An 18,124-nucleotide genomic window follows, 5' to 3' on the forward strand; every position below is an offset into this window, starting at 1 on the left:
TTTTTTGTATCACTGGATGTTAAATAGTTCTTTCAGTCTTTCCTCAATCTTCTTGCTTACGCCAAGCCCCATATCCTTCCTAATGTTTTTCATTGTAACCGTTCCGCCGCTTTCTATCCTTCTTGCGATCTTCTTCCAATTCTCATCATTCTCATTCAGCCAAATGGTTTTCTCGGGTTTTGATGCTTTCTGATTGGTTTGCATCGGTGCGGCTTCTCCGTGTGGCTTCCTCGCAGAATTATCAATATCATCTTCATCGGTCGGGATATGAAAGTACTTTAACAGAAAGTATCTTTCAGCATAGGTTAGCGCACTGCCAAGCCCTTTTTCCCAATCGTTTTGCCCGTTTGCTCCAAAAAGGTTTTCATCCTTCTCTCCTGTTTCCGTGTCAATCCAAGTGAAGCGCATCATTACCTTTGACAGTATCTCGGACTTGCTCCCGTTCTTGCTTTGGTAATCCTGCCTTTCGTTCTCAATCTCTAAAATTTCCTGCTTTAGAAGTAAACCGAGTTCGTTCATCCTCGGTCTTACTGCTTCCAAGACTTTTGAGCCACTTACATATGTGTAAGTGAAACTCTTTGAATCCTTGCTGAGATTTTCAATCTCCTGCTGAATTTTCAGCAACTTTTTGTAAATGCCCATTTTTATAAATTTTAATTAAGCCAAATGTTGTTTTCCAAGTAATCTCTTACCTGCAATCTCTCCTCAAATGAAAGATTATAATCCTTCATTTCTTCAGACTCATCATCATACTTCATACAGGTTGTAATCCGCACTTCCGCATCAATGTCTTGAAAGTCAATCTCGTGTTCCTCGGGCTCGTACAGACCCCCTGGATGATGCCACGCAACGCAATCGAAGCTTACGCTAATATCAGCCTCGAAGTAGAACTCATCAAAGTCTAAATCAAGAGTTGTTTCAAACCACTGATATGTGGTCTTTGTCCCCCTATATGGATAGATGTCGTTATCATCGATGTAGTCTAATACATCAATACTGATGTGCTTACCTTCTTTCCGAAGGAATTCAATCGCTGTCATTTTACTTAGTTCGTTGGTGGTCATAATTGTTATTGGTTGTTTAAAAGTTCGAATGCCTTGTTCTTGTCAATGATTATTTTTCTTCCATTCTGCACTATAGCGTCGTCAATTACGCCCGAGTTCTTCACCGCCTGTGCTTTGGTTTTTCCGCAGCCCAAGAAATCCGCAAGTCCTTTGATGCCGTGTGCGTAGTGTGGCTTCGTCAAGTCTTTATGCTCTGCTTTAGTTTCCTTAATCGCGCTGAAAAGCATCAGTATTTCCTCACCAGTCATCGTGATTAATTGCTTGTTAAGAATCTGCTGTGGTATCATTGCTTAATCTCTTTTTTGGTGACAGAGGGTAAAGGAAAAAGAAGTCCGCCTCCATATCAAATCGCTGGGGGCACTGCATTTTAAACGCAAGGCTCAGTAGTTCATACTTCGTATACTTGTTGTCAGACAGTCGGAAGCATTTGTAAAGTTGCTCCCCGAACTTTTTTGTTTGGCTTCGTGAAACTCTGCTGTTTCTCATCTTTACTGCAAGTGTTTTCATTTTTGAGATATTTTTAAGATTAATGTTTAAAACCAATCGTTCTCTACCGCTTTATCCCAAGCGGCTTTAAAGGATTTTCTAATTTGCTCGTCCGTGAAGATTTCAGGAAATTTTAACCGATACGGCTCAAGTGCGTTAAGAGCATCCGTGTTGTCGTAGGAAATTTGACACTCGTAATTGAAGTAATGGTATTGAATAATCTCATCAGCAGAATGCTGTGAAACCTGCTGTCTTATGCCCTCATCGTGAATTCTCTCAAGCCCGTTGATAACGGCTTCGCAATTTTCATTCGGGATGCAAAGGCCAGGAAGCCAAGAAACCGATGAATAAAGTTTCTCAGGGCTTGCCTGTTCGTTAAACTGCCTGTCGTTGAAGGCGAAGAACGCTCCGTTTTCATTTAGCAACTCGGAGATTTTCTCGTCCGTGTAGGAATCTAAACTTTTCATTGTATGGTGGTTTTAAATTGGTTTCTATAACTCGTATAATTCTCTCCTTGACCTTCCTGTAATTTCCTCAATTATCGCCACTGTTTGTGGCAGTTGTAGGTCTTTGTAATCGGTCTGCAGCCACCTCACGATTGTAGCGTGCGTTTTACCAGTTTTGTGCATCAGGAGACCCAAATACTCGGGCTTCATCAGTAAGCGCTTTACTTCTCTTTTTAGTTTCATTTTTAAATATTATTTTTGTAACACATTTGTATTGCAAATATACAAACTTTATTTGTGTCACAAAATATTTTATACAAATTTTACAAACTTTTTATAAGTAATTGATTTTTAGAAGATTAAAATTTATGGATACGAACAAAGATTGTAGCGAAAAACAAAGCGAATTGGTGCGAATCGTTGCCAAATTGAAAGGAAGTAGAGAGATTAAGACTCAAAAAGACCTTGCCGATGCCATTGGTTTTGACAAGACAAACCTTTCATCAGCGATTAATGGAAATTGCAGGTATTTAACGGATAACCTTTTCGATAAAATTTACAATACATTTCCTTCGCTTAATTCCGATGAATTAAATCAGCCATCAGCACTTGAGCAATTAGACAAAATCGTAAAGAGAAGAAATAAAACTAAAGAAGAACTAACCCCTATACCTAAAGATAATTATCGGTGGCTTGAATATCGGGACTTATCCGTGGCGGCAGGTATGATAGGAGGCGTTGACCCTGATTTGCTTCCCGAAACAAGAAAGCGGCTCGTTCCACACGAATTTGAAAAAGGCAATTATTTGGTTGTCCGTGTAGATGGAGATAGTATGGACAATGGCACCTCATATTCAATCCCCAATGGATGTGAAATACTAATCAAAGAGGTTATTTACGACCAATGGCAAGGATTACAGATTTACAATAATCTTTTCGTAATCGTTACGAGGGATGGAACGGTGCTGAAGCAAATCATAAAGCACGACAGAACAAGCGAAACGCTTACTCTTCACTCATATAATGAAGCCTATGATGATTACGAGGTGCATATGAGTGATGTTCTGCAAATCTTCATCTTCTGCAAGATCACCAGCAATAGACCAATCGTTCCCGATAACTACATCAAGTAAGACATGAACATCCTATTTATCATATTCATCTTCATCATCTTTATGTTTCTGTTTCTTATAATGATTAACGCAGGAAGGGATAATGCGGAGAAACAGCGACAACTTGAGGAAAGAAAAATTAATAATCAACCAGATTCATTAGCAAATCAAGAAGATGAATTCCGCTGCAGCATTCACAATATTGTTGATAGACACAAGCAGATAATTAATGAAAGCGTTGAGATAATAAGGCGGAGCAAAAATCTTGACACCATTGAAACGAGGATTAATGCCGTTCGTGATTCTTGGAACTATCTTATAAGTTTTACAATTCCCAACCAGCCAAACTTCCTGAAGGAATTCGAGCAGGAGTACAACCAGCAAATAGCCAGGGCGGTTAATGAACTTTACAACGACTACATCCTAAAGATAGAAAGTCTTAAGACAGCGAGAGCAAAAGAGAACCACACGGTGCGAATGTTTGAAACCATTGAGAGGGCTAAGTCCATCCTAATTGACAACGAAACCTACCAGCACTCGCTGCAAAGACTTGAGGAAATACATCACGACACAGAAGAAACATTTTCCAACATCAGCACCTAAAGACACCTAAAAGAATGGACAAGACACACATTAATTTTCCGCTTCCCGATGCGGAACGCTTTCCGATACAGAATAGGTTTTTCGTAGCCGTATGGCACTACATCGCCAACCACAATATGAGGGGGTTCGCAACTTTCTGCAGGCTGTATGGGCTGCAGCAGGGAAACCTGTACCGCCTGGCTCAGAATCCTACACGGCAATTCAACCCTAACCTGTTAACGCTTATGGTAAAACTTGGGTACTCTGCCAATTGGCTTTTAACGGGACACGGCTCGATGCTTAGAAAATACGAGGCAAAGAATGCTTAACTATTCAGCCGTTTTTTCATTACGCAACCTTAACGGAAAGAATATCATCAGATTGAGGATTTCCTATAACGGTGGCAGAACAGAAATCTACACTGGAATATCAGCAGAGCCTTCGGAGTGGAATCCAAAGACAAGGACATTAAAGACAAAAGATAAGAGAGCAAGAGAACTGAACAGGCTTCTGAATATTGCCGATGAGATATTCCTTCACTATGAAGTGAATAAAAACCGATACCCCACCTTTGATGAAATACACCAGGAATTTAGGATAAGATTAGGAAAAGGAAAATCTGATAAGGTGGATGATATTTTGCTATCGGAAGCCTTCGAAATGTACATAAAGCATCAGAGCATTGTAAGGCAGTGGAAGGAAGGTACGATAAAAAGCTACACATCCATTAAAAACCATTTTTTAATCTTTAATCCTACCCTTACACTGAACAAACTTAAAGAAGCCGATATAATCGGGATTATAAACTATTTTCAGACTGCGCCGAAAGACTTCCGAACAGGAAGAACGAGGAAGCCACACCGAAATACAACTGTTGAGAAGAACATCGCTGATTTTTTTACGATGCTCACTTGGTGCGCCAACAAAGGATATTACAATGGAAACCTGCACGAGACGACACAACTGAGTTTTAAAGGAACTGGCGGAGATTTGAAGGAAATAGTTTACTTGGAGTGGGAGGAACTAATAGAGCTTTTTTACAAAGATTTCGGAAGCCAGAGGCTTAATCAGGTAAGGGATGTTTTTTGTTTCCTCTGCTTTACTGGACAAAGATTTTCTGATGTTAAGAAACTTCAGCACTCGGATATTCGCGAAAATTATTTCATAGTCGTCACAGAGAAAACAATTGATCCGCTGAGAATTGATTTAAACGATTACGCCAAAGAGATACTAAGCCGATATACCGACTATCCCCAGCCGCTACCAATTATCTCACACGATAAGACCAACAACTATCTGAAGGAAATCGGAGAAACAATGGAATGGAACACACCATTGAAGGAAGTGTTCTTTGTAGGCGAGAAAAGGAACACAATCACGCATCTGAAGAAAGATGTCATCTCCACACACGCAGGAAGGCGCACATTCATCGTCAACGCTATCAAGATGAATATTCCTACAATCGTAGTAAGAACTTGGACTGGTCATAAGGATGAAAGAGCAATGAAGCCATATGTGAAGATTGTTGATGAACTGAAGTCGGAGGAGATGAAAAAATTTAACAAAAAATAAATATCCCCATTTTTATCCCCGAAATTTACGATGCCAAACAAAATAATCTTAATTTTGGATGAGCTTAAAACCGCAGGGCAAAGGATGCTGTGAAACCTGATGAATTAGGCTGAAACACTCGCTAATTCCCGTCTTCGCTACAAACAACGCTATAAATCAGTTATTTATGAATGGCGGGTACTAAAACAGGGACTTTAAGTCCCTGTTTTTTTATTATCTCTTTCTTCCATAATTTTCCATTTCTAATTTTTGTACATTTAAACTTTCTATAACTTTGTCAATCATTTCGCTTTTCTTTATATTGAACAAGACCGCATTTTCATTTGCTCTCTCCTCTAAATAATCTCTCCTCTCATTATTCTTCAACCGCTCCTCTTTCTCCTCCCTATACTTAGAAACCAATCCTTCCCGAACATCAGGCAACTCCTCCAACCTTTTATCCAGTTCAGCAATCTTGTCTTCAGTAATTTTTGTCTGCTGTTCAATCTCCGTCACATTCACGCCTTTCTGTGAAAGAATATCAATTTCCTCTTGAACTTTCTCCTTTGTCAAATCAATGGTTTTTTGATAGAATGGAAGCTGGTTTTTCCAGTATTCAGCGTTTTCGCCCTCTTCCTTGGAATACCCTAAAATTCGGTTGTAGTTATGTTGCGCTTTAGTTACTTCTTCCTGAATTTTAATAAAACTGTCATGTTTTCGAAGCACAAAAGCAGAATCAGCCAAAAATTTATTTTTCTCGGTTTCAATACGTTTTTTCATCAGTTCAATCTCGATATTCGCTCTGGTTTCTGGATTGGTGATGATGGCGGTTTTCAATTCCTGCGTGCTGATGTCGGAAATATCCAAAACATCGGCTCCTTTTTTCATCGCTTCCAAGTATCTTGCCTGTTTGGATTGCAGTTTTTGAAGCATAAAGACATCTATGCTGTCATTCGTGAGCATAAAGTTGATTCTTACATTTTCGTTCCTGTTTCCTTGTCGCCAAGCTCTTCCTTCCACTTGCCGTAGAGAGGTAAAATTGTACGGAAGAGAAAGCATGTAAATATCCGTCGTATTTTCCTGGAGGTTCATTCCTTCCTGAATCGCCTCGCTTCCGATGACTACCTTTGTTTTTCCCGAATTGAAATCGTCCTGAATCTTCATACGGTTTGGTTTGCTCGTCGCACCCGTGATGACTCCAACTTCTTCCGGTTTGTATCCGACTTCCCGAACAAGGTATTCCTTCAGTTTCGGAAATTCCGAAACAGCTAATTCAGAATAGATGATTTGACCGGAATCCGGAATGTCGTTCTTGTTCTGCCGAAATCAAATCCATCGTCTGCTTCAGTTTCGGAGAATCCTCTATAAACTCATCCAAAGACGGTTCTTCTCCCTCATAATATGGAGAAAGATATGGAGAAATGGCAATCAGGCGGGCATTCAGGATATGCGTAAGAATCGCTCCTTTTTGGGTTTCGCTGAAGTTTTCATTGAGCAATTCGTATTTCAGTACATAAAATACGAATTTCGGTACATTACGATAGATTGCTATGGCATAACATTTGTAAAATCTCCTCAAAATTATTGTTGATTTACAAAACAATATAAATCATTAATCAAAATCTTAATTATGAGTTTTATAGACAAAGCAAAATTGGCTGCCGAGCTAGCAAAGGCGAATTTCAGTGAAGGTATCGATGATGGTTACGACCATTCCACTACATCTGCCGGAAGAAAAGGGTTAAGATCCGGTCGTGTATCTGAGTTAACTGCGATGGCAAACCTAAAACCCGGAGGTGCAGAAAATCTCAAAACCATAATGGAAATTGCAGGCGGAAATCTGAAAGGTGCAACCAAAGTAGGAACGCTGCATGATCTTCGTATAGTTTTGTTTGATAACGATACCAAGATTCTTTTCTGCACGGCTTACGATGGTGATTGGGATGCTTATATTGATGATTTCGCTACAAAAATTCCGCAGCTGATGGACATCATTTTTGGGAATGTTGAAGGCTGGCCAGGCATAAAAGACCCGAGTGTAAAACAGTTCATTCTAGACCATCAGATTACCGCGACAGGTTGGTATGTAGGTGTTCCGCATCTTACGGTGAATGATATAAGGAGAAATGATAAAATCATTAAAGGACTGAATAAGGCAATTGACGAAGCAAATAAAATCTAATCTATGGCACTGGAATTTTTAAAGCGAATTTTTAATCCAAATAAAGTAGAAATTGAGCTGAATGAAATACAGGCCTTAATTCTCAGAAGCCGACCTATACCATATTTCGGAACAGTGGCTATTATTGAAATCAAAGATGCCGTGGCAGCCAGACAAATGCTCCAAAAACTTTTGCCGATTGTGAGTTCTGCGGAAGAATGGCATAAGAATGAAGGCGCATCGCTTACTTTGACATTCACTTATAAAGGTCTGGAAAAAATCGGTGTCCCTCAAGAGTCACTCGATACTTTTCCCGAATCCTTCAAGGAAGGAATGGCAGAACGTTCCCGGTTTCTGTATGACATTGGAGTCAATGACCCTAAAAACTGGGAAAAGGTTTTTAAAAGATCACATATTCACATCGCAGCGGCAATTATCGCCAACAATGAAGAGGCTTGGAAAAACAAGCTGGAGGAATTTCGTTCTAAATTGGCGAATAACAACGGCGTAGAAGTAATAATGAGCCACGATTTCGCAGTATCTGAAGAGGTTAAAAATGTATTCGGATTCAGGGATGGCATCAGTAATCCGGAGATTGAAGGCAGTGGGATAGATGTGCCGCCCGGATTTGATCGTCCACTTAAAGCAGGCGAATTTATATTGGGCTATCCTGGAGAAGCAGGCTTCATAAAGCCATTTCCACAACCTGAAGTTTTAGGAAAGAACGGTTCTTTTATGGTTTTCAGAAAGTACCAGAGCCAAGTGGCAGAATTTAATCAATTCGTTAAAGAAAATTCTTCTTCGCCGGAAGAGGGAGAGCTCTTGGCTGCTAAAATGGTAGGTCGCTGGCGAAGTGGTGCACCTTTGGTTTTAGCTCCCGAAAAGGATGATAAATCGCTAGGAGATGATATGCAAAAAAACAATGATTTTTCTTTCAAGAATGATGAGTACGGTAAAAAGTGTCCGTTCAGTTCGCATATCCGCAGGATGAACCCAAGAGATTCCAAATCTTTTGTTTTGGAGGATGAACGTTTGCACAGGATCATCAGAAGAAGTGTAACTTTTGGCGACATTGTTCCGCCGGAGGTAACTAAAAATGACGGTAAGGAACGTGGACAGTATTTTATTGGCATTAGTGCCGATGCAATGGGAACACTGGAATTTCTTCAAAAACAATGGGCAAACGATGGTAACGCCCAAAATCTGGGAACAGAAAAAGATCCTATGATCGGTGTACAGGACGAAGACGCACTGTTTTCTGTACCTGGAGAACCCCTCATCAAAAGATACCGTGGTTTGCAAACCTACAACATCGTGAAAGGCGGCGAATATTGTTTTATCCCAAGCATTTCTGCTTTAAAATGGATTAGCGAATTAAAATAAAAAAAAGCACTATGGAAGAATACATCAAGTACAGTTACGAAGTGGAAGAAATTCCAGAAAATTTCGATGAGTATATTACCACCATTAATAACGATATCCGCGAATACATCAAAAATACGCCAAACCTAAGCAGGGCGACCCATCATACAAGAGATGCGCACGCCAATGGCTATGCAGTGCTGAAAGCAGAGGTTGAAATTTTGGATAATCTGCCCGGAGAACTGGCGCAGGGCATTTATGCGAAACCGGGAAAACACCAGGCAGTAGTTCGCTTTTCCAATGGTTCGTCCAGAGTTTTGCCCGATAAACTAAGCGGTAACGCACAAGGATTTGCTTTAAAGATTTTTGGGATAGATGGCAAAAAATTATCTCCCGGAGAGGAAGATTCTCCCAATGTTGATTTTAACCTGATTAATAATCCCGTGTTTTTCTGCAACTCTGCAGAACATTATGTTTTCATTTCAAAGCTTTTTTTAAAGCTAAATGATTTCTTTGAAAAGGGAGCCTTGGGAAAATTGGAATTTGCCACACTTTGGGTCACCGAAAATAAAAAAGCATTTCCAAATTTTGAGGCTTTGAAGGAATTGGGCGCTCTTAAAACTTTTGAAAAAATCCCTTCAATCAACAGTTTTCTTTATGAATTTTACAGTATGGGAGCGGTACGCCACGGTGATTATATCGCCAAAGTAAGAGTGATCCCAACTGAGCAGACCAAGAACGCCATCACGGAAAAAGATATTGATCTAGACAGCGCAGAATGGCCGTACAGAAAAGGAATTATCAAAGAAATAGCTCAAAAAAACCTTACGTTTGAGTTGCAAATACAACTTTGCAAAGACCTGAAAGAAATGCCTGTGAATGACCTTACAAAAGAATGGTCGCAGGAATTATCACCATTCCGTACGGTGGCAAAAATCACAATACCAAAACAAACGGTTCCTGAGGATGGTAATTTTGAAATTATGGAAAATCTGTCTTTTACACCGTTCAGAACCATCGAAGAGAATTCACCGATCGGAAATTTACAGCGTTCACGGCAGTCAGCGTATGTAACATCTTCAACCTCAAGACACGAGCTAAATCACAAAAAACGTAAAGAACCAAAGAATTTGGAGGAAGCATTCAGTCCGGAGTTTTATCAATTATAATTGAAAATGAAGATTGCTGAGTCCTAGTTCCGTAAATTTTATTACCAAAAATCAACCAAAATTATGAGCAAAATAAAAAATGTAACGGTAGCTGGAAGTGGTGTTTTAGGATTCCAAATTGCTTTTCAAACAGCAATTCACGGATTTGAAACCACTGTTTACGATATCAGTGATGAGGTGTTGGAAAAGGCTAAAGCAAAGTTCGAGGGCTTGGCCGAAAGTCATAAAAAGGATCTTGGCGCCACCGAAGAACAAATTACAGAAGCCAGGGAAAGACTGCACTATTCATCCGATTTGGCATTTGCCGTGAAAGATGCCGATCTTTTGATAGAAGCAGTGCCAGAAGATATTAAAATAAAAACGGAATTTTATAAGCAACTCTCCGCAATTGCACCGGAGAAAACCATTTTTGTAAGTAATTCATCCACCTTGTTGCCAAGTCAGTTTGCTGAGGTGACAGGAAGACCGGCTCAATACCTTAACCTGCATTTTGCCAATCAAATATGGTTGCGAAATACGGCGGAAATTATGCCACATCCAGGAACCGACGAAAAAATAACTGAGGAAATAGTCGATTTTTCCAAGGCGATAGGGATGGTGCCTGTTTTGGTAAAAAAAGAAGTTCCAGGTTATGTGCTCAATTCTTTATTAAATCCATTTCTGAATGCCGGAATGCAGCTTTGGATTGGCGATTATGCTACGCCAGAAACCATAGACAAAACCTGGATGCTGGGAACAGGCTCGCCTTACGGACCAATGGCTTTGTATGATATTATCGGATTGACGACACCATACAACATTTACAAACTGCAAGTAGAGAAGGGCAAAACAGATGATAAGATTGTTCTGGATAAACTTAAATCAACTTTCATCGACCAAAATAAACTGGGAATTTCTACTGGCGAAGGCTTTTACAAATATCCAAATCCTTCGTGGCAAAGTCCAGATTTTTTGAAAGTGCCGGAAGCCGATTTATCTAAAATCAGTATCAAAAATGTTGTGGTGGCTGGAAGTGGCGTTCTCGGTTTTCAGATTGCGGTGCAGTGTGCTTATTTCGGCTATAAAGTCATGGTTTATGATGTTAATGATGAAGCTTTAAGTAAAGCCAATAACCGTTTTGATGTCTTGGCTGAAGAATATAAGAACTACCTGAAAGCTGATGAAGAAAAAATCCAAAATACCAAAAATAATCTCACTTATTCTACAGATTTGAAAGCTTCTTTACAAGATGCTGATTTATTGATAGAAGCCGTACCGGAAAGCATCGATATCAAAAAAGATTTCTGGGAAAAAGCTTCTGAGCACGCGCCGGAAAAAACCATTTTCGCGAGCAACTCATCCACACTTTTGCCGAGCAGATTAAGCACATTTACTGATCGTCCGGAAAAATTCATCCATTTACATTTTGCCAATCATATAATGGTTCGTAATATGGCAGAAATAATGGGTTCAGATCAAACCGACCCAACGGTTTATAACGAGATTGTAGAGTTTGCAAAATCCATTGCTATGCTACCCGTGGAACTGAAGAAGGAAAAATCGGGCTACGTTCTGAATTCTTTGTTGATTCCGCTTTTGGTGGCTGGTCTTGCGCTGTGGGCGAATGACGTTGCCGATCCTGCAACAATCGATAAAACCTGGAGAATAGCAACAGGTGCTCCTTTTGGACCGATGGCCATTTTAGATTTGAATGGGATGAACACCAATTACAACATCTTAAAAGAAATCCCGGGAGAATTAACACAGAAAATAGCAGAAAAGCTAAAAACCGAACTTATCGACAAAGGAAAACTTGGTCAGCAATCCGGCGAAGGTTTTTACAAATATCCTGATCCAGAATGGCAAAGCAAGGATTTTTTAAAAGCTTGATAAATGCTAAATTTCCATTATAAACTAAGTATTTTAATTATTAATCAATTATTTTTAATTAAAATACTTTTTTGGTTGTGATATTTTCATAAATCCAATCCTTTATATTCTCATATACAGATTCTTTAATGTCTTCATTAAGTATTTCGTGTCGCATAGCAGGATAAATTTTTGCTTTAACATCTGTAAATCCATCTTTTTGCATTTGTGTTACCGTTTTTTCAACACCTTTTCCGAAGTTTCCTATCGGATCATCAGCTCCGCTTACAAAAAGAAAGGGAAATTCTTTTGGTATTTTTTCTGCCCATTTTCTTTCCGTTGCCTGTTGGTTTAGAGAAACTAATGCGTAAAAACCATTATTGGTAAAAGGTACTCCGCATAGGCTGTCCCGGCAAAATGATTCACGGTTGGATTTGCTGAGGCTCAGCCAACTGTTAAGGTCGCCATCTTTCTCGCCTTTAAAATGTTGATTATTAATTTTTGAAAAAGTTTGGTTGATGAATTTGCTCCTGTGTTTTGGGGCAATAATATTCTTAATGGACAGGAAAAATTTAGCCAAACCGATTCCGTTGATTTTTCCTCCCGTTCCCACGATGACTGCGCCTTTAAAATCGGCTTCCTGATTCTGAAGTAAGCATCTTGCAATGAAAGACCCCATAGAATGACCTAGTAAAAAGTGAGGAATGTTAGGGTAGTTGTTTTCTAAAAATGCAGCCATCGTTGCGGCATCGTCTATCAGTTGCTGCTTGGGATTTTCTTTTTGAAAATAGCCAAGTTCTACCCGATTTTCCGCCGTTTTTCCGTGTCCGAGATGGTCATATAATAGAACTGCAAAACCGTTGTTCGCCAGATATTCTGCAAAATTTTTATAACGACCGCTATGCTCCTGCATCCCGTGTAGTATAAGGACAGTAGCCTTTGGAGGTTCATTTATTGGTTCGAATAATTCATAAAAAAGTAAGTGTGTACCTGAGTTGGCAATTTTCTGCCTTTTTATATAGCCTGGTGTATGTTTTGCCATAGTCGGTTGATTTTGTACAAAAATAAAAATTCTGCCCTTTCGAAAGAAAGAATCGAATAAAATTAGAAAAATGGGTTATTGCAGTCAATTTCTTTTATAGGATTTAATAGAGATGCGTATTTAGCGCGAAAAAACTTAGACAAATTCTTTGCCAGATACATCACAGGTTGGCCCAAAAAAATGAGCTTTAAGCGAATCACGACTGTTAATATTTCCAAATCATTTGTCTTTTTTATCTTCATCGATGAGGACAACGACATCGAAAAAAATTTTGATGGTTCGTTATTTAGTCTCTCCTTAAACCACCTATAATTTACTGATTATTAGTATTTTGGGTTTAAAATAGCTTGTTTTTTATTGCAAGAATTTGTATCTTAGAGCTTTAAAACCTTGCAAATATGTTGGGGAAAAATCCAAAAAAGCAGCCAGAATTATTCCGCCCAATGTTGGTGGATTTTATTGACCACGAGCATGAACTTGTTCTACTAAAAAATAGATTGGAATTATTTTGAGAAAGAATTTTCGCCCTTGTATTCCAAAGTGGGCAATCCGAGCCATCCGATTCGGTTTATGGTGGGTTGTTTGCTACTGAAACATTTGTATAATTTGGGCGATGAGACGTTGGAAAAAGCCTGGATCATGAATCCTTATATGCAGCATTTTTGTGGCAGGGTTTTCTTTGAACACGAATTTCCTTGTGACCCGAGTAATTTTGTTCATTTCCGAAAAAGAATTGGCGAAAAAGGTATCGAAAAAATCTTTGCCTACAGCGTAAGAATGCACGATGCCAAGACGAACACCTCAAATTTTGTTTTGTCCGATACTACCGTTCAGGAGAATAATACCTCTTTTCCTACCGATGCAAAATTGCGCAAAAAAGTGATCGATTATTGCAACAAAATAGCCGGAAATGAAGGCATAAAACAAAGACAACGCTACACAAAAGTCAGCAAACAAATGGTGCGCAACACCTACAACGGAAAACATCCCAAGCGGGCAAAGGCGGCAAGGAAATCTCAAAGACAGCTCAAAACCATCGCCAGGAGACTGATTCGTGAATTGCAACGGAATTTTAATGCAGAACAGCAAGAATTTTATAAAGATTTAATGACATTGTACACCAAGGTTGTCACACAAAAAAGAAACGATGTCGATAAAATTTACAGCATTCACAAGCCTTTTACCCGATGTATTGCCAAAGGAAAAGCGCATAGCCAGTATGAAATGCGAAGCATTCGTGAATACCATTAAAAAACAATAATAAAGCAATGAACAATTTGGGAATAAGGTAGGTTTGATAACCACCGCCAACAAAGGCAAGAAAATCATTCTCGGGATTAAAGCATTTTTGCAAACTCCTTACGATGGTCACACCATAGAACCACTTTTGGAACAGATGGAAACCGGTGGTCAAAAGCTCCCAAAAGAACTCCTTTACGATAGAGGTGGCAGAGGAAAATCAGAAATAAAGGGCGTGAAAATCTCCATCCCAAGCACTCCAAGAAAAAAAGACACTGCTTATCAAAAGCAGACAAAGCGCAAAAAATTTAGAACCAGAGCGGCAATAGAACCTATCATCGGACATTTAAAAACCGATTTTAGGCTGGCAAAAAATTACTTCATGGGAGAAACGGGACCACAAATCAATGCATTACTAGCTGCAACCGCTTGGAACATGAAGAAAATGATGGAACTACTGAAACAGAAAATTATTTTCTTATTTTGTAAGATACAAATTATGCTGTTTTCTAATCCTGTTTTTAAAAATAAATTAAATAGTGGGTTTTGTTAAGGAACGACTAAATAATGAAATAAAACCTTTTTTAGAAGAAATTATAAAGCAACAAGATATTAGAAAAGACTATTTGCAAAGCAAAAGAGATTCTTTGTAAAAAAATCTTCCTGATTTAATACAAATCAGGAAGAATGAATAATGGGTATGTTGAAATATCTCTAAAATAGAGTAGTAGCTATTTGAATTCTTGCAAATTTGCTTGTAGGATTCCACATAGTAGTCATAGAAACAGGTAGTTTTTTATTAAATACCGTGATGTTTTTGCTAGCGGTAACCCCTACATTTACTACTTGGAAATTGTTTTCTCCGTTTCCGTATAGAGAGTAGTTTCCTTCTTTTCCGTTGAAGACAAATGCGCTTCCAACGAAACCATTTAAATTAACAGTTGAATTTTTAATGAATGGATAAGAAAGTTCTACGTAAGTAGAGTATTTGTTTTTATCATAGTCTCCATTGTCATTATAAAGAGCATCTGCACTACCATACAATAAAACGTCGGCTTCAATTTTTAATGGAAATTTTTCGGGGAGTTGATAAGATGTTCTAAGGTCTATAATGTGTTTGGTTCTACTTTTAGCGTATTCATAAATATCGTTTGCACCTAGATATGTTTCTCTTCTAGAGTTGTATAAATCCCAAACGCCGATAGATAAATTATTCTTTTCATATTTTAAGAAATAGTTAATCTCTTTATAGTGGGTTCCGTCTGCTTCATTAGAGATAGAAGTTCCACCCCATACACCAAGTTTCAAAGATTTTTCTTTGTTAAGAGATAAACTTGCCATTGCAGAAACCATTGGTTTGTCTGAGATGATTAAACCTCTCCAAAGGTGATTGGTTTGTATGCCAGCCGTAAATTCTAAAGGGCTTTGTTTTAAACTATCTGTCTGAGCGTAAGATATAAATGGAAGTACGAGTAATCCAATTTTTATAAATTTTTTCATTCTTTTTTTTGATTTAAAAAAATTGAATAAAAATTATTGTAATGCAAGGTAAAATAGTGCTGCTAATACTGCGCCTGTTAACGGTGCAGTAACTGGAATCCATGCATATCCCCAATCGCTGCTGCCTTTTACGGGGAGAATAGAGTGCATAATTCTTGGGCCTAAATCTCTTGCAGGGTTTATTGCGTATCCAGTAGTTCCACCTAATGCTAAACCAATTACCCAAACGATAATAGAAACAGGTAATGCTCCTATAGTGCCTAATCCTATTTTTGCGTCTCCTGTTACTTCTGTTGAAAAAGATGGACCTGCAATATAAAATACGGCAAATACCAATACAAAGGTTCCTATAAGTTCTGAAATAAAATTAGAAAAAGTATTTCTGATGGCAGGACCTGTACTGAAACAAGCTAGTTTTCCTCCTTCATCTTCTGTAATTTTGAAATGGTCTTTGTAGAAAAGCCATACCAAAAATGCTCCTATCATTGCTCCAATCATTTCACCGGCTAAATAAGTAGGAACGCTTTCCCAAGGAAATAAACCTGCTGTTGCTAAGCCTATGGTTACTGCTGGGTTAAGATGTGCTCCGCTAATTGGGCCTGCGATGGTAACGCCTGCAAAAACTGCAAATGCCCAAGCTGTGGTAATTACAATCCAACCAGAATTGTTTCCTTTTGTATCTTTAAGTACTACGTTTGCTACAACGCCGTTTCCTAAAAGAATAAGAATTGCTGTGCCGATGATTTCGGCTATAAATGGTGTCATAAATATAGGGTATTAAATTAGTAATTTTATTGATTATTCTTCAATCCAATTTCTTGTTCTTTCCACTGCTTTATGCCAATAGTGCAATTCTTTTTCTACTTGTTCTTTATCTCTTTTTGGATAGAATTCTTTATCTACAATCCATTGATTTTGAATTTCTTCTATGTTTTTCCAGAAACCTACTGCTAAACCAGCAAGATAAGCTGCTCCCAATGCTGTAGTTTCTAATATTTGAGGTCTAATAATTTTAAATCCGAATAAATCTGATTGAATTTGCATTAAAAGATTACTTGCAGAAGCTCCACCATCAACTCTTAATTCTACACTTTCTTCTTTTGCATCTGCTTCCATAGCTTTCACTATATCATATACTTGGAAAGCAATACCTTCTAATGTTGCTCTTGCGATGTGTGCATCTGTAGTTCCTCTGGTGATACCAACAATTACACCTCTGGCATATTGATCCCAATATGGAGCTCCAAGTCCTGTAAGAGCTGGTACAAAATATACACCTCCGTTATCTTTTACAGTTTCTGCTAAAGAGTTAACTCCTGGAGCTGTTTTTATTACTCTTGCTCCGTCTCTTAACCATTGAACTGCTGCTCCTCCTACAAAAACACTTCCTTCTAATGCGTAAGTAGTTTCTCCGTTAATTTTCCAAGCTACAGTTGTAAGTAAATTGTTTTCTGAGTAAACTGCTTTGTTTCCTGTGTTCATTAATAAGAAACAACCTGTTCCGTATGTGTTTTTTACCATTCCTGGTTTTGTACACATTTGTCCGAATAATGCTGCTTGTTGGTCTCCTGCGATACCAGAAATCGGAATTTTTGTTGAAAATAGAGTAGTAGAGGTTTCTCCGTAGATTTCGCTACTTTGTTTTACTTCTGGTAAAATAGCTCTTGGGATGTCTAAAAGTTGTAATAATTCTTCGTCCCATTCCATTTTATGAATATTGAAAAGCATGGTTCTACTTGCGTTAGAAACGTCTGTAATAAACATTTTTCCTCTGGTAAGTTTCCAGACAAGCCAAGTATCTATTGTTCCGAAGCAAAGTTTTCCTTCTTCAGCTAATTCTCTAGCTCCTTCTACGTTGTCTAAAATCCATTTCAGTTTTGTGCCAGAAAAATAAGCATCTAAAATTAAACCTGTTTTTTCTTTAATTAATTGAGCTTTACCTTCACTTTTTAATTGGTCGCAATATTTTGCAGTACGTCTATCTTGCCAAACGATTGCGTTGTATATAGGTTCGCTGGTTTCTCTGTTCCAAACTACGGTAGTTTCTCTTTGGTTGGTAATTCCAATAGCTGCAATTTCTTTTCCAGAAACACCAGTTTTGGCGATTACTTCTGCGGCAACGGAGATTTGAGAAGACCAAATTTCGTTAGGGTCGTGTTCTACCCATCCTGGTTGAGGAAAGATTTGTTCGAAAGGTTTTTGAGATACTTCTACAATTTGACCGCTGTGGTCGAAAACGATAGCTCTAGAAGATGTGGTTCCTTGGTCTAAAGCTAGGATTAATTTGTCTTGCATGATGTTTATTTATTTTAGAAGTGTTACAATATTTCTACCCGTAGTGCATTATAAAATAGGTTGCTCAAGTGACTAAAAATTAGTATATTGTATTGACTACCAATCAAATACCATTATGAGCAACCTTGAGGCAAGTTACAACTTAATTTTAAATAATTTAAGAGACATTTCCGAAACTGAAGATTTTTATTTTAAACCTATAAAACCAAAACTATCTGATATAGAGTTGATTGGCTTGATTATTTTGGCTGAATTTAAGTCCATTGA

The 18,124-nt window shown here is 38.4% G+C and carries 21 protein-coding genes and 1 pseudogene; 11 read left to right on the forward strand and 11 right to left on the reverse strand.

Features of this window, described 5'->3' with window-relative positions; all coding sequences use genetic code 11:
• Positions 1-9: 9 nt before the first annotated feature.
• The 5 genes from BUB43_RS08880 to BUB43_RS08900 form a co-directional block, all read right to left on the reverse strand.
• On the reverse strand, positions 10-642 hold the full coding sequence (locus BUB43_RS08880) for an ERF family protein (protein WP_073180307.1): 633 nt from the start codon (positions 640-642) through the stop codon (positions 10-12).
• A gap of 11 nt (positions 643-653) precedes the next feature.
• The gene (locus BUB43_RS08885; protein WP_073180309.1) at positions 654-1,064 is read right to left on the reverse strand and encodes a hypothetical protein; all 411 of its coding nucleotides are present in this window, start codon (positions 1,062-1,064) and stop codon (positions 654-656) included.
• A 5-nt stretch (positions 1,065-1,069) separates the two neighbouring features.
• Complete coding sequence (locus BUB43_RS08890) at positions 1,070-1,351, reverse strand: DUF3853 family protein (protein ID WP_073180311.1); 282 nt, start codon at positions 1,349-1,351, stop codon at positions 1,070-1,072.
• Positions 1,352-1,597: 246 nt separating this feature from the next.
• Positions 1,598-2,017, reverse strand: a complete 420-nt coding sequence (locus BUB43_RS08895) for a DUF7659 family protein (RefSeq protein WP_073180313.1) — start codon at positions 2,015-2,017, stop codon at positions 1,598-1,600.
• A 24-nt stretch (positions 2,018-2,041) separates the two neighbouring features.
• Positions 2,042-2,239, reverse strand: coding sequence for a hypothetical protein (locus BUB43_RS08900; RefSeq protein ID WP_073180314.1), 198 nt, complete (start codon positions 2,237-2,239; stop codon positions 2,042-2,044).
• 185 nt (positions 2,240-2,424) lie between these two features.
• Between BUB43_RS08900 and BUB43_RS08905 the strand changes: the two genes are divergently transcribed.
• The 4 genes from BUB43_RS08905 to BUB43_RS08920 are packed head-to-tail and all read left to right on the forward strand — an operon-like array spanning position 2,425 to position 5,262.
• A complete protein-coding gene (locus BUB43_RS08905; RefSeq protein ID WP_143154082.1) occupies positions 2,425-3,129 on the forward strand; it encodes a S24 family peptidase in 705 nt (234 codons plus the stop codon).
• Positions 3,130-3,132: 3 nt separating this feature from the next.
• Positions 3,133-3,711 (forward strand): hypothetical protein, encoded by a 579-nt coding sequence (locus BUB43_RS08910; protein ID WP_143154083.1) that lies wholly within the window; start codon positions 3,133-3,135, stop codon positions 3,709-3,711.
• Positions 3,712-3,725: 14 nt separating this feature from the next.
• Positions 3,726-4,019 carry a hypothetical protein gene (locus tag BUB43_RS08915; RefSeq protein ID WP_073180320.1) on the forward strand — a complete coding sequence of 98 codons (294 nt, stop codon included), beginning with the start codon at positions 3,726-3,728 and terminating at the stop codon, positions 4,017-4,019.
• Complete coding sequence (locus tag BUB43_RS08920) at positions 4,012-5,262, forward strand: site-specific integrase (protein ID WP_073180322.1); 1,251 nt, start codon at positions 4,012-4,014, stop codon at positions 5,260-5,262. Before BUB43_RS08915 ends, BUB43_RS08920 begins: the two co-directional genes overlap by 8 nt.
• 213 nt (positions 5,263-5,475) lie before the next feature.
• Here the strand turns inward: BUB43_RS08920 and BUB43_RS08925 are convergent, their stop codons facing one another.
• Together BUB43_RS08925 and BUB43_RS11535 are read right to left on the reverse strand one after the other, a co-directional pair.
• A complete protein-coding gene (locus BUB43_RS08925; protein WP_317615162.1) occupies positions 5,476-6,405 on the reverse strand; it encodes a helicase C-terminal domain-containing protein in 930 nt (309 codons plus the stop codon).
• A gap of 109 nt (positions 6,406-6,514) precedes the next feature.
• On the reverse strand, positions 6,515-6,820 hold the full coding sequence (locus BUB43_RS11535; RefSeq protein WP_317615163.1) for a hypothetical protein: 306 nt from the start codon (positions 6,818-6,820) through the stop codon (positions 6,515-6,517).
• A 51-nt stretch (positions 6,821-6,871) separates the two neighbouring features.
• On the opposite strand from BUB43_RS11535, the gene BUB43_RS08930 reads away from it, so the two are divergent.
• The 4 genes from BUB43_RS08930 (at position 6,872) to BUB43_RS11540 (ending at position 11,802) form a co-directional block, all read left to right on the forward strand.
• On the forward strand, positions 6,872-7,423 hold the full coding sequence (locus BUB43_RS08930) for a hypothetical protein (RefSeq protein WP_073180324.1): 552 nt from the start codon (positions 6,872-6,874) through the stop codon (positions 7,421-7,423).
• Positions 7,424-7,426: 3 nt separating this feature from the next.
• Positions 7,427-8,785 (forward strand): Dyp-type peroxidase, encoded by a 1,359-nt coding sequence (locus tag BUB43_RS08935; RefSeq protein ID WP_073180326.1) that lies wholly within the window; start codon positions 7,427-7,429, stop codon positions 8,783-8,785.
• A gap of 11 nt (positions 8,786-8,796) precedes the next feature.
• Entirely contained in the window at positions 8,797-9,933 is a 1,137-nt protein-coding gene (locus BUB43_RS08940) for a catalase family protein (protein WP_073180328.1), read from the forward strand.
• A 63-nt stretch (positions 9,934-9,996) separates the two neighbouring features.
• A complete protein-coding gene (locus BUB43_RS11540) occupies positions 9,997-11,802 on the forward strand; it encodes a 3-hydroxyacyl-CoA dehydrogenase (RefSeq protein WP_073180330.1) in 1,806 nt (601 codons plus the stop codon).
• A gap of 58 nt (positions 11,803-11,860) precedes the next feature.
• Here BUB43_RS11540 and BUB43_RS08950 read toward each other — a convergent pair whose 3' ends face one another.
• Positions 11,861-12,823, reverse strand: a complete 963-nt coding sequence (locus tag BUB43_RS08950; protein ID WP_073180332.1) for an alpha/beta fold hydrolase — start codon at positions 12,821-12,823, stop codon at positions 11,861-11,863.
• 540 nt (positions 12,824-13,363) lie between these two features.
• On the opposite strand from BUB43_RS08950, the gene BUB43_RS11395 reads away from it, so the two are divergent.
• Both BUB43_RS11395 and BUB43_RS11400 read left to right on the forward strand, forming a co-directional pair.
• Entirely contained in the window at positions 13,364-14,074 is a 711-nt protein-coding gene (locus BUB43_RS11395) for a transposase (RefSeq protein ID WP_260200729.1), read from the forward strand.
• 43 nt (positions 14,075-14,117) lie between these two features.
• Entirely contained in the window at positions 14,118-14,615 is a 498-nt protein-coding gene (locus BUB43_RS11400; protein ID WP_221404005.1) for a transposase, read from the forward strand.
• 161 nt (positions 14,616-14,776) lie between these two features.
• Here BUB43_RS11400 and BUB43_RS08965 read toward each other — a convergent pair whose 3' ends face one another.
• From BUB43_RS08965 to glpK, 3 genes are read right to left on the reverse strand one after another with little or no spacing between them, the layout of a single operon-like run.
• Positions 14,777-15,562 (reverse strand): hypothetical protein, encoded by a 786-nt coding sequence (locus tag BUB43_RS08965; RefSeq protein ID WP_073180336.1) that lies wholly within the window; start codon positions 15,560-15,562, stop codon positions 14,777-14,779.
• A 33-nt stretch (positions 15,563-15,595) separates the two neighbouring features.
• Positions 15,596-16,327: an MIP/aquaporin family protein gene (locus tag BUB43_RS08970; protein ID WP_073180338.1), complete on the reverse strand. Its 732-nt coding sequence runs from the start codon at positions 16,325-16,327 to the stop codon at positions 15,596-15,598.
• Between the two features lie 33 nt (positions 16,328-16,360).
• Entirely contained in the window at positions 16,361-17,857 is a 1,497-nt protein-coding gene (gene glpK, locus BUB43_RS08975; RefSeq protein WP_073180340.1) for a glycerol kinase GlpK, read from the reverse strand.
• A 115-nt stretch (positions 17,858-17,972) separates the two neighbouring features.
• Here glpK and BUB43_RS11625 point away from each other — a divergent pair.
• Positions 17,973-18,124: pseudogene (locus BUB43_RS11625) on the forward strand (IS982 family transposase); the annotation flags it as partial.

Source organism: Cruoricaptor ignavus, assembly GCF_900141665.1.
In the GTDB taxonomy this organism is placed as follows: Bacteria; Bacteroidota; Bacteroidia; order Flavobacteriales; family Weeksellaceae; genus Cruoricaptor; species Cruoricaptor ignavus.

Bases quoted from the DNA above. Each gene is read 5' to 3' on its own strand.
- BUB43_RS08890 (WP_073180311.1), bottom strand. From the start codon at position 1,351: ATGATACCACAGCAGATTCTTAACAAGCAATTAATCACGATGACTGGT.
- BUB43_RS08885 (WP_073180309.1), bottom strand. From the start codon at position 1,064: ATGACCACCAACGAACTAAGTAAAATGACAGCGATTGAATTCCTTCGG.
- BUB43_RS08935 (WP_073180326.1), top strand. From the start codon at position 7,427: ATGGCACTGGAATTTTTAAAGCGAATTTTTAATCCAAATAAAGTAGAA.
- BUB43_RS08970 (WP_073180338.1), bottom strand. From the start codon at position 16,327: ATGACACCATTTATAGCCGAAATCATCGGCACAGCAATTCTTATTCTT.
- BUB43_RS08895 (WP_073180313.1), bottom strand. From the start codon at position 2,017: ATGAAAAGTTTAGATTCCTACACGGACGAGAAAATCTCCGAGTTGCTA.
- BUB43_RS08915 (WP_073180320.1), top strand. From the start codon at position 3,726: ATGGACAAGACACACATTAATTTTCCGCTTCCCGATGCGGAACGCTTT.
- BUB43_RS08940 (WP_073180328.1), top strand. From the start codon at position 8,797: ATGGAAGAATACATCAAGTACAGTTACGAAGTGGAAGAAATTCCAGAA.
- BUB43_RS08950 (WP_073180332.1), bottom strand. From the start codon at position 12,823: ATGGCAAAACATACACCAGGCTATATAAAAAGGCAGAAAATTGCCAAC.
- BUB43_RS08900 (WP_073180314.1), bottom strand. From the start codon at position 2,239: ATGAAACTAAAAAGAGAAGTAAAGCGCTTACTGATGAAGCCCGAGTAT.
- BUB43_RS08965 (WP_073180336.1), bottom strand. From the start codon at position 15,562: ATGAAAAAATTTATAAAAATTGGATTACTCGTACTTCCATTTATATCT.
- BUB43_RS08930 (WP_073180324.1), top strand. From the start codon at position 6,872: ATGAGTTTTATAGACAAAGCAAAATTGGCTGCCGAGCTAGCAAAGGCG.
- BUB43_RS08920 (WP_073180322.1), top strand. From the start codon at position 4,012: ATGCTTAACTATTCAGCCGTTTTTTCATTACGCAACCTTAACGGAAAG.
- BUB43_RS08880 (WP_073180307.1), bottom strand. From the start codon at position 642: ATGGGCATTTACAAAAAGTTGCTGAAAATTCAGCAGGAGATTGAAAAT.
- BUB43_RS08910 (WP_143154083.1), top strand. From the start codon at position 3,133: ATGAACATCCTATTTATCATATTCATCTTCATCATCTTTATGTTTCTG.
- BUB43_RS08925 (WP_317615162.1), bottom strand. From the start codon at position 6,405: ATGAAGATTCAGGACGATTTCAATTCGGGAAAAACAAAGGTAGTCATC.
- glpK (WP_073180340.1), bottom strand. From the start codon at position 17,857: ATGCAAGACAAATTAATCCTAGCTTTAGACCAAGGAACCACATCTTCT.
- BUB43_RS11540 (WP_073180330.1), top strand. From the start codon at position 9,997: ATGAGCAAAATAAAAAATGTAACGGTAGCTGGAAGTGGTGTTTTAGGA.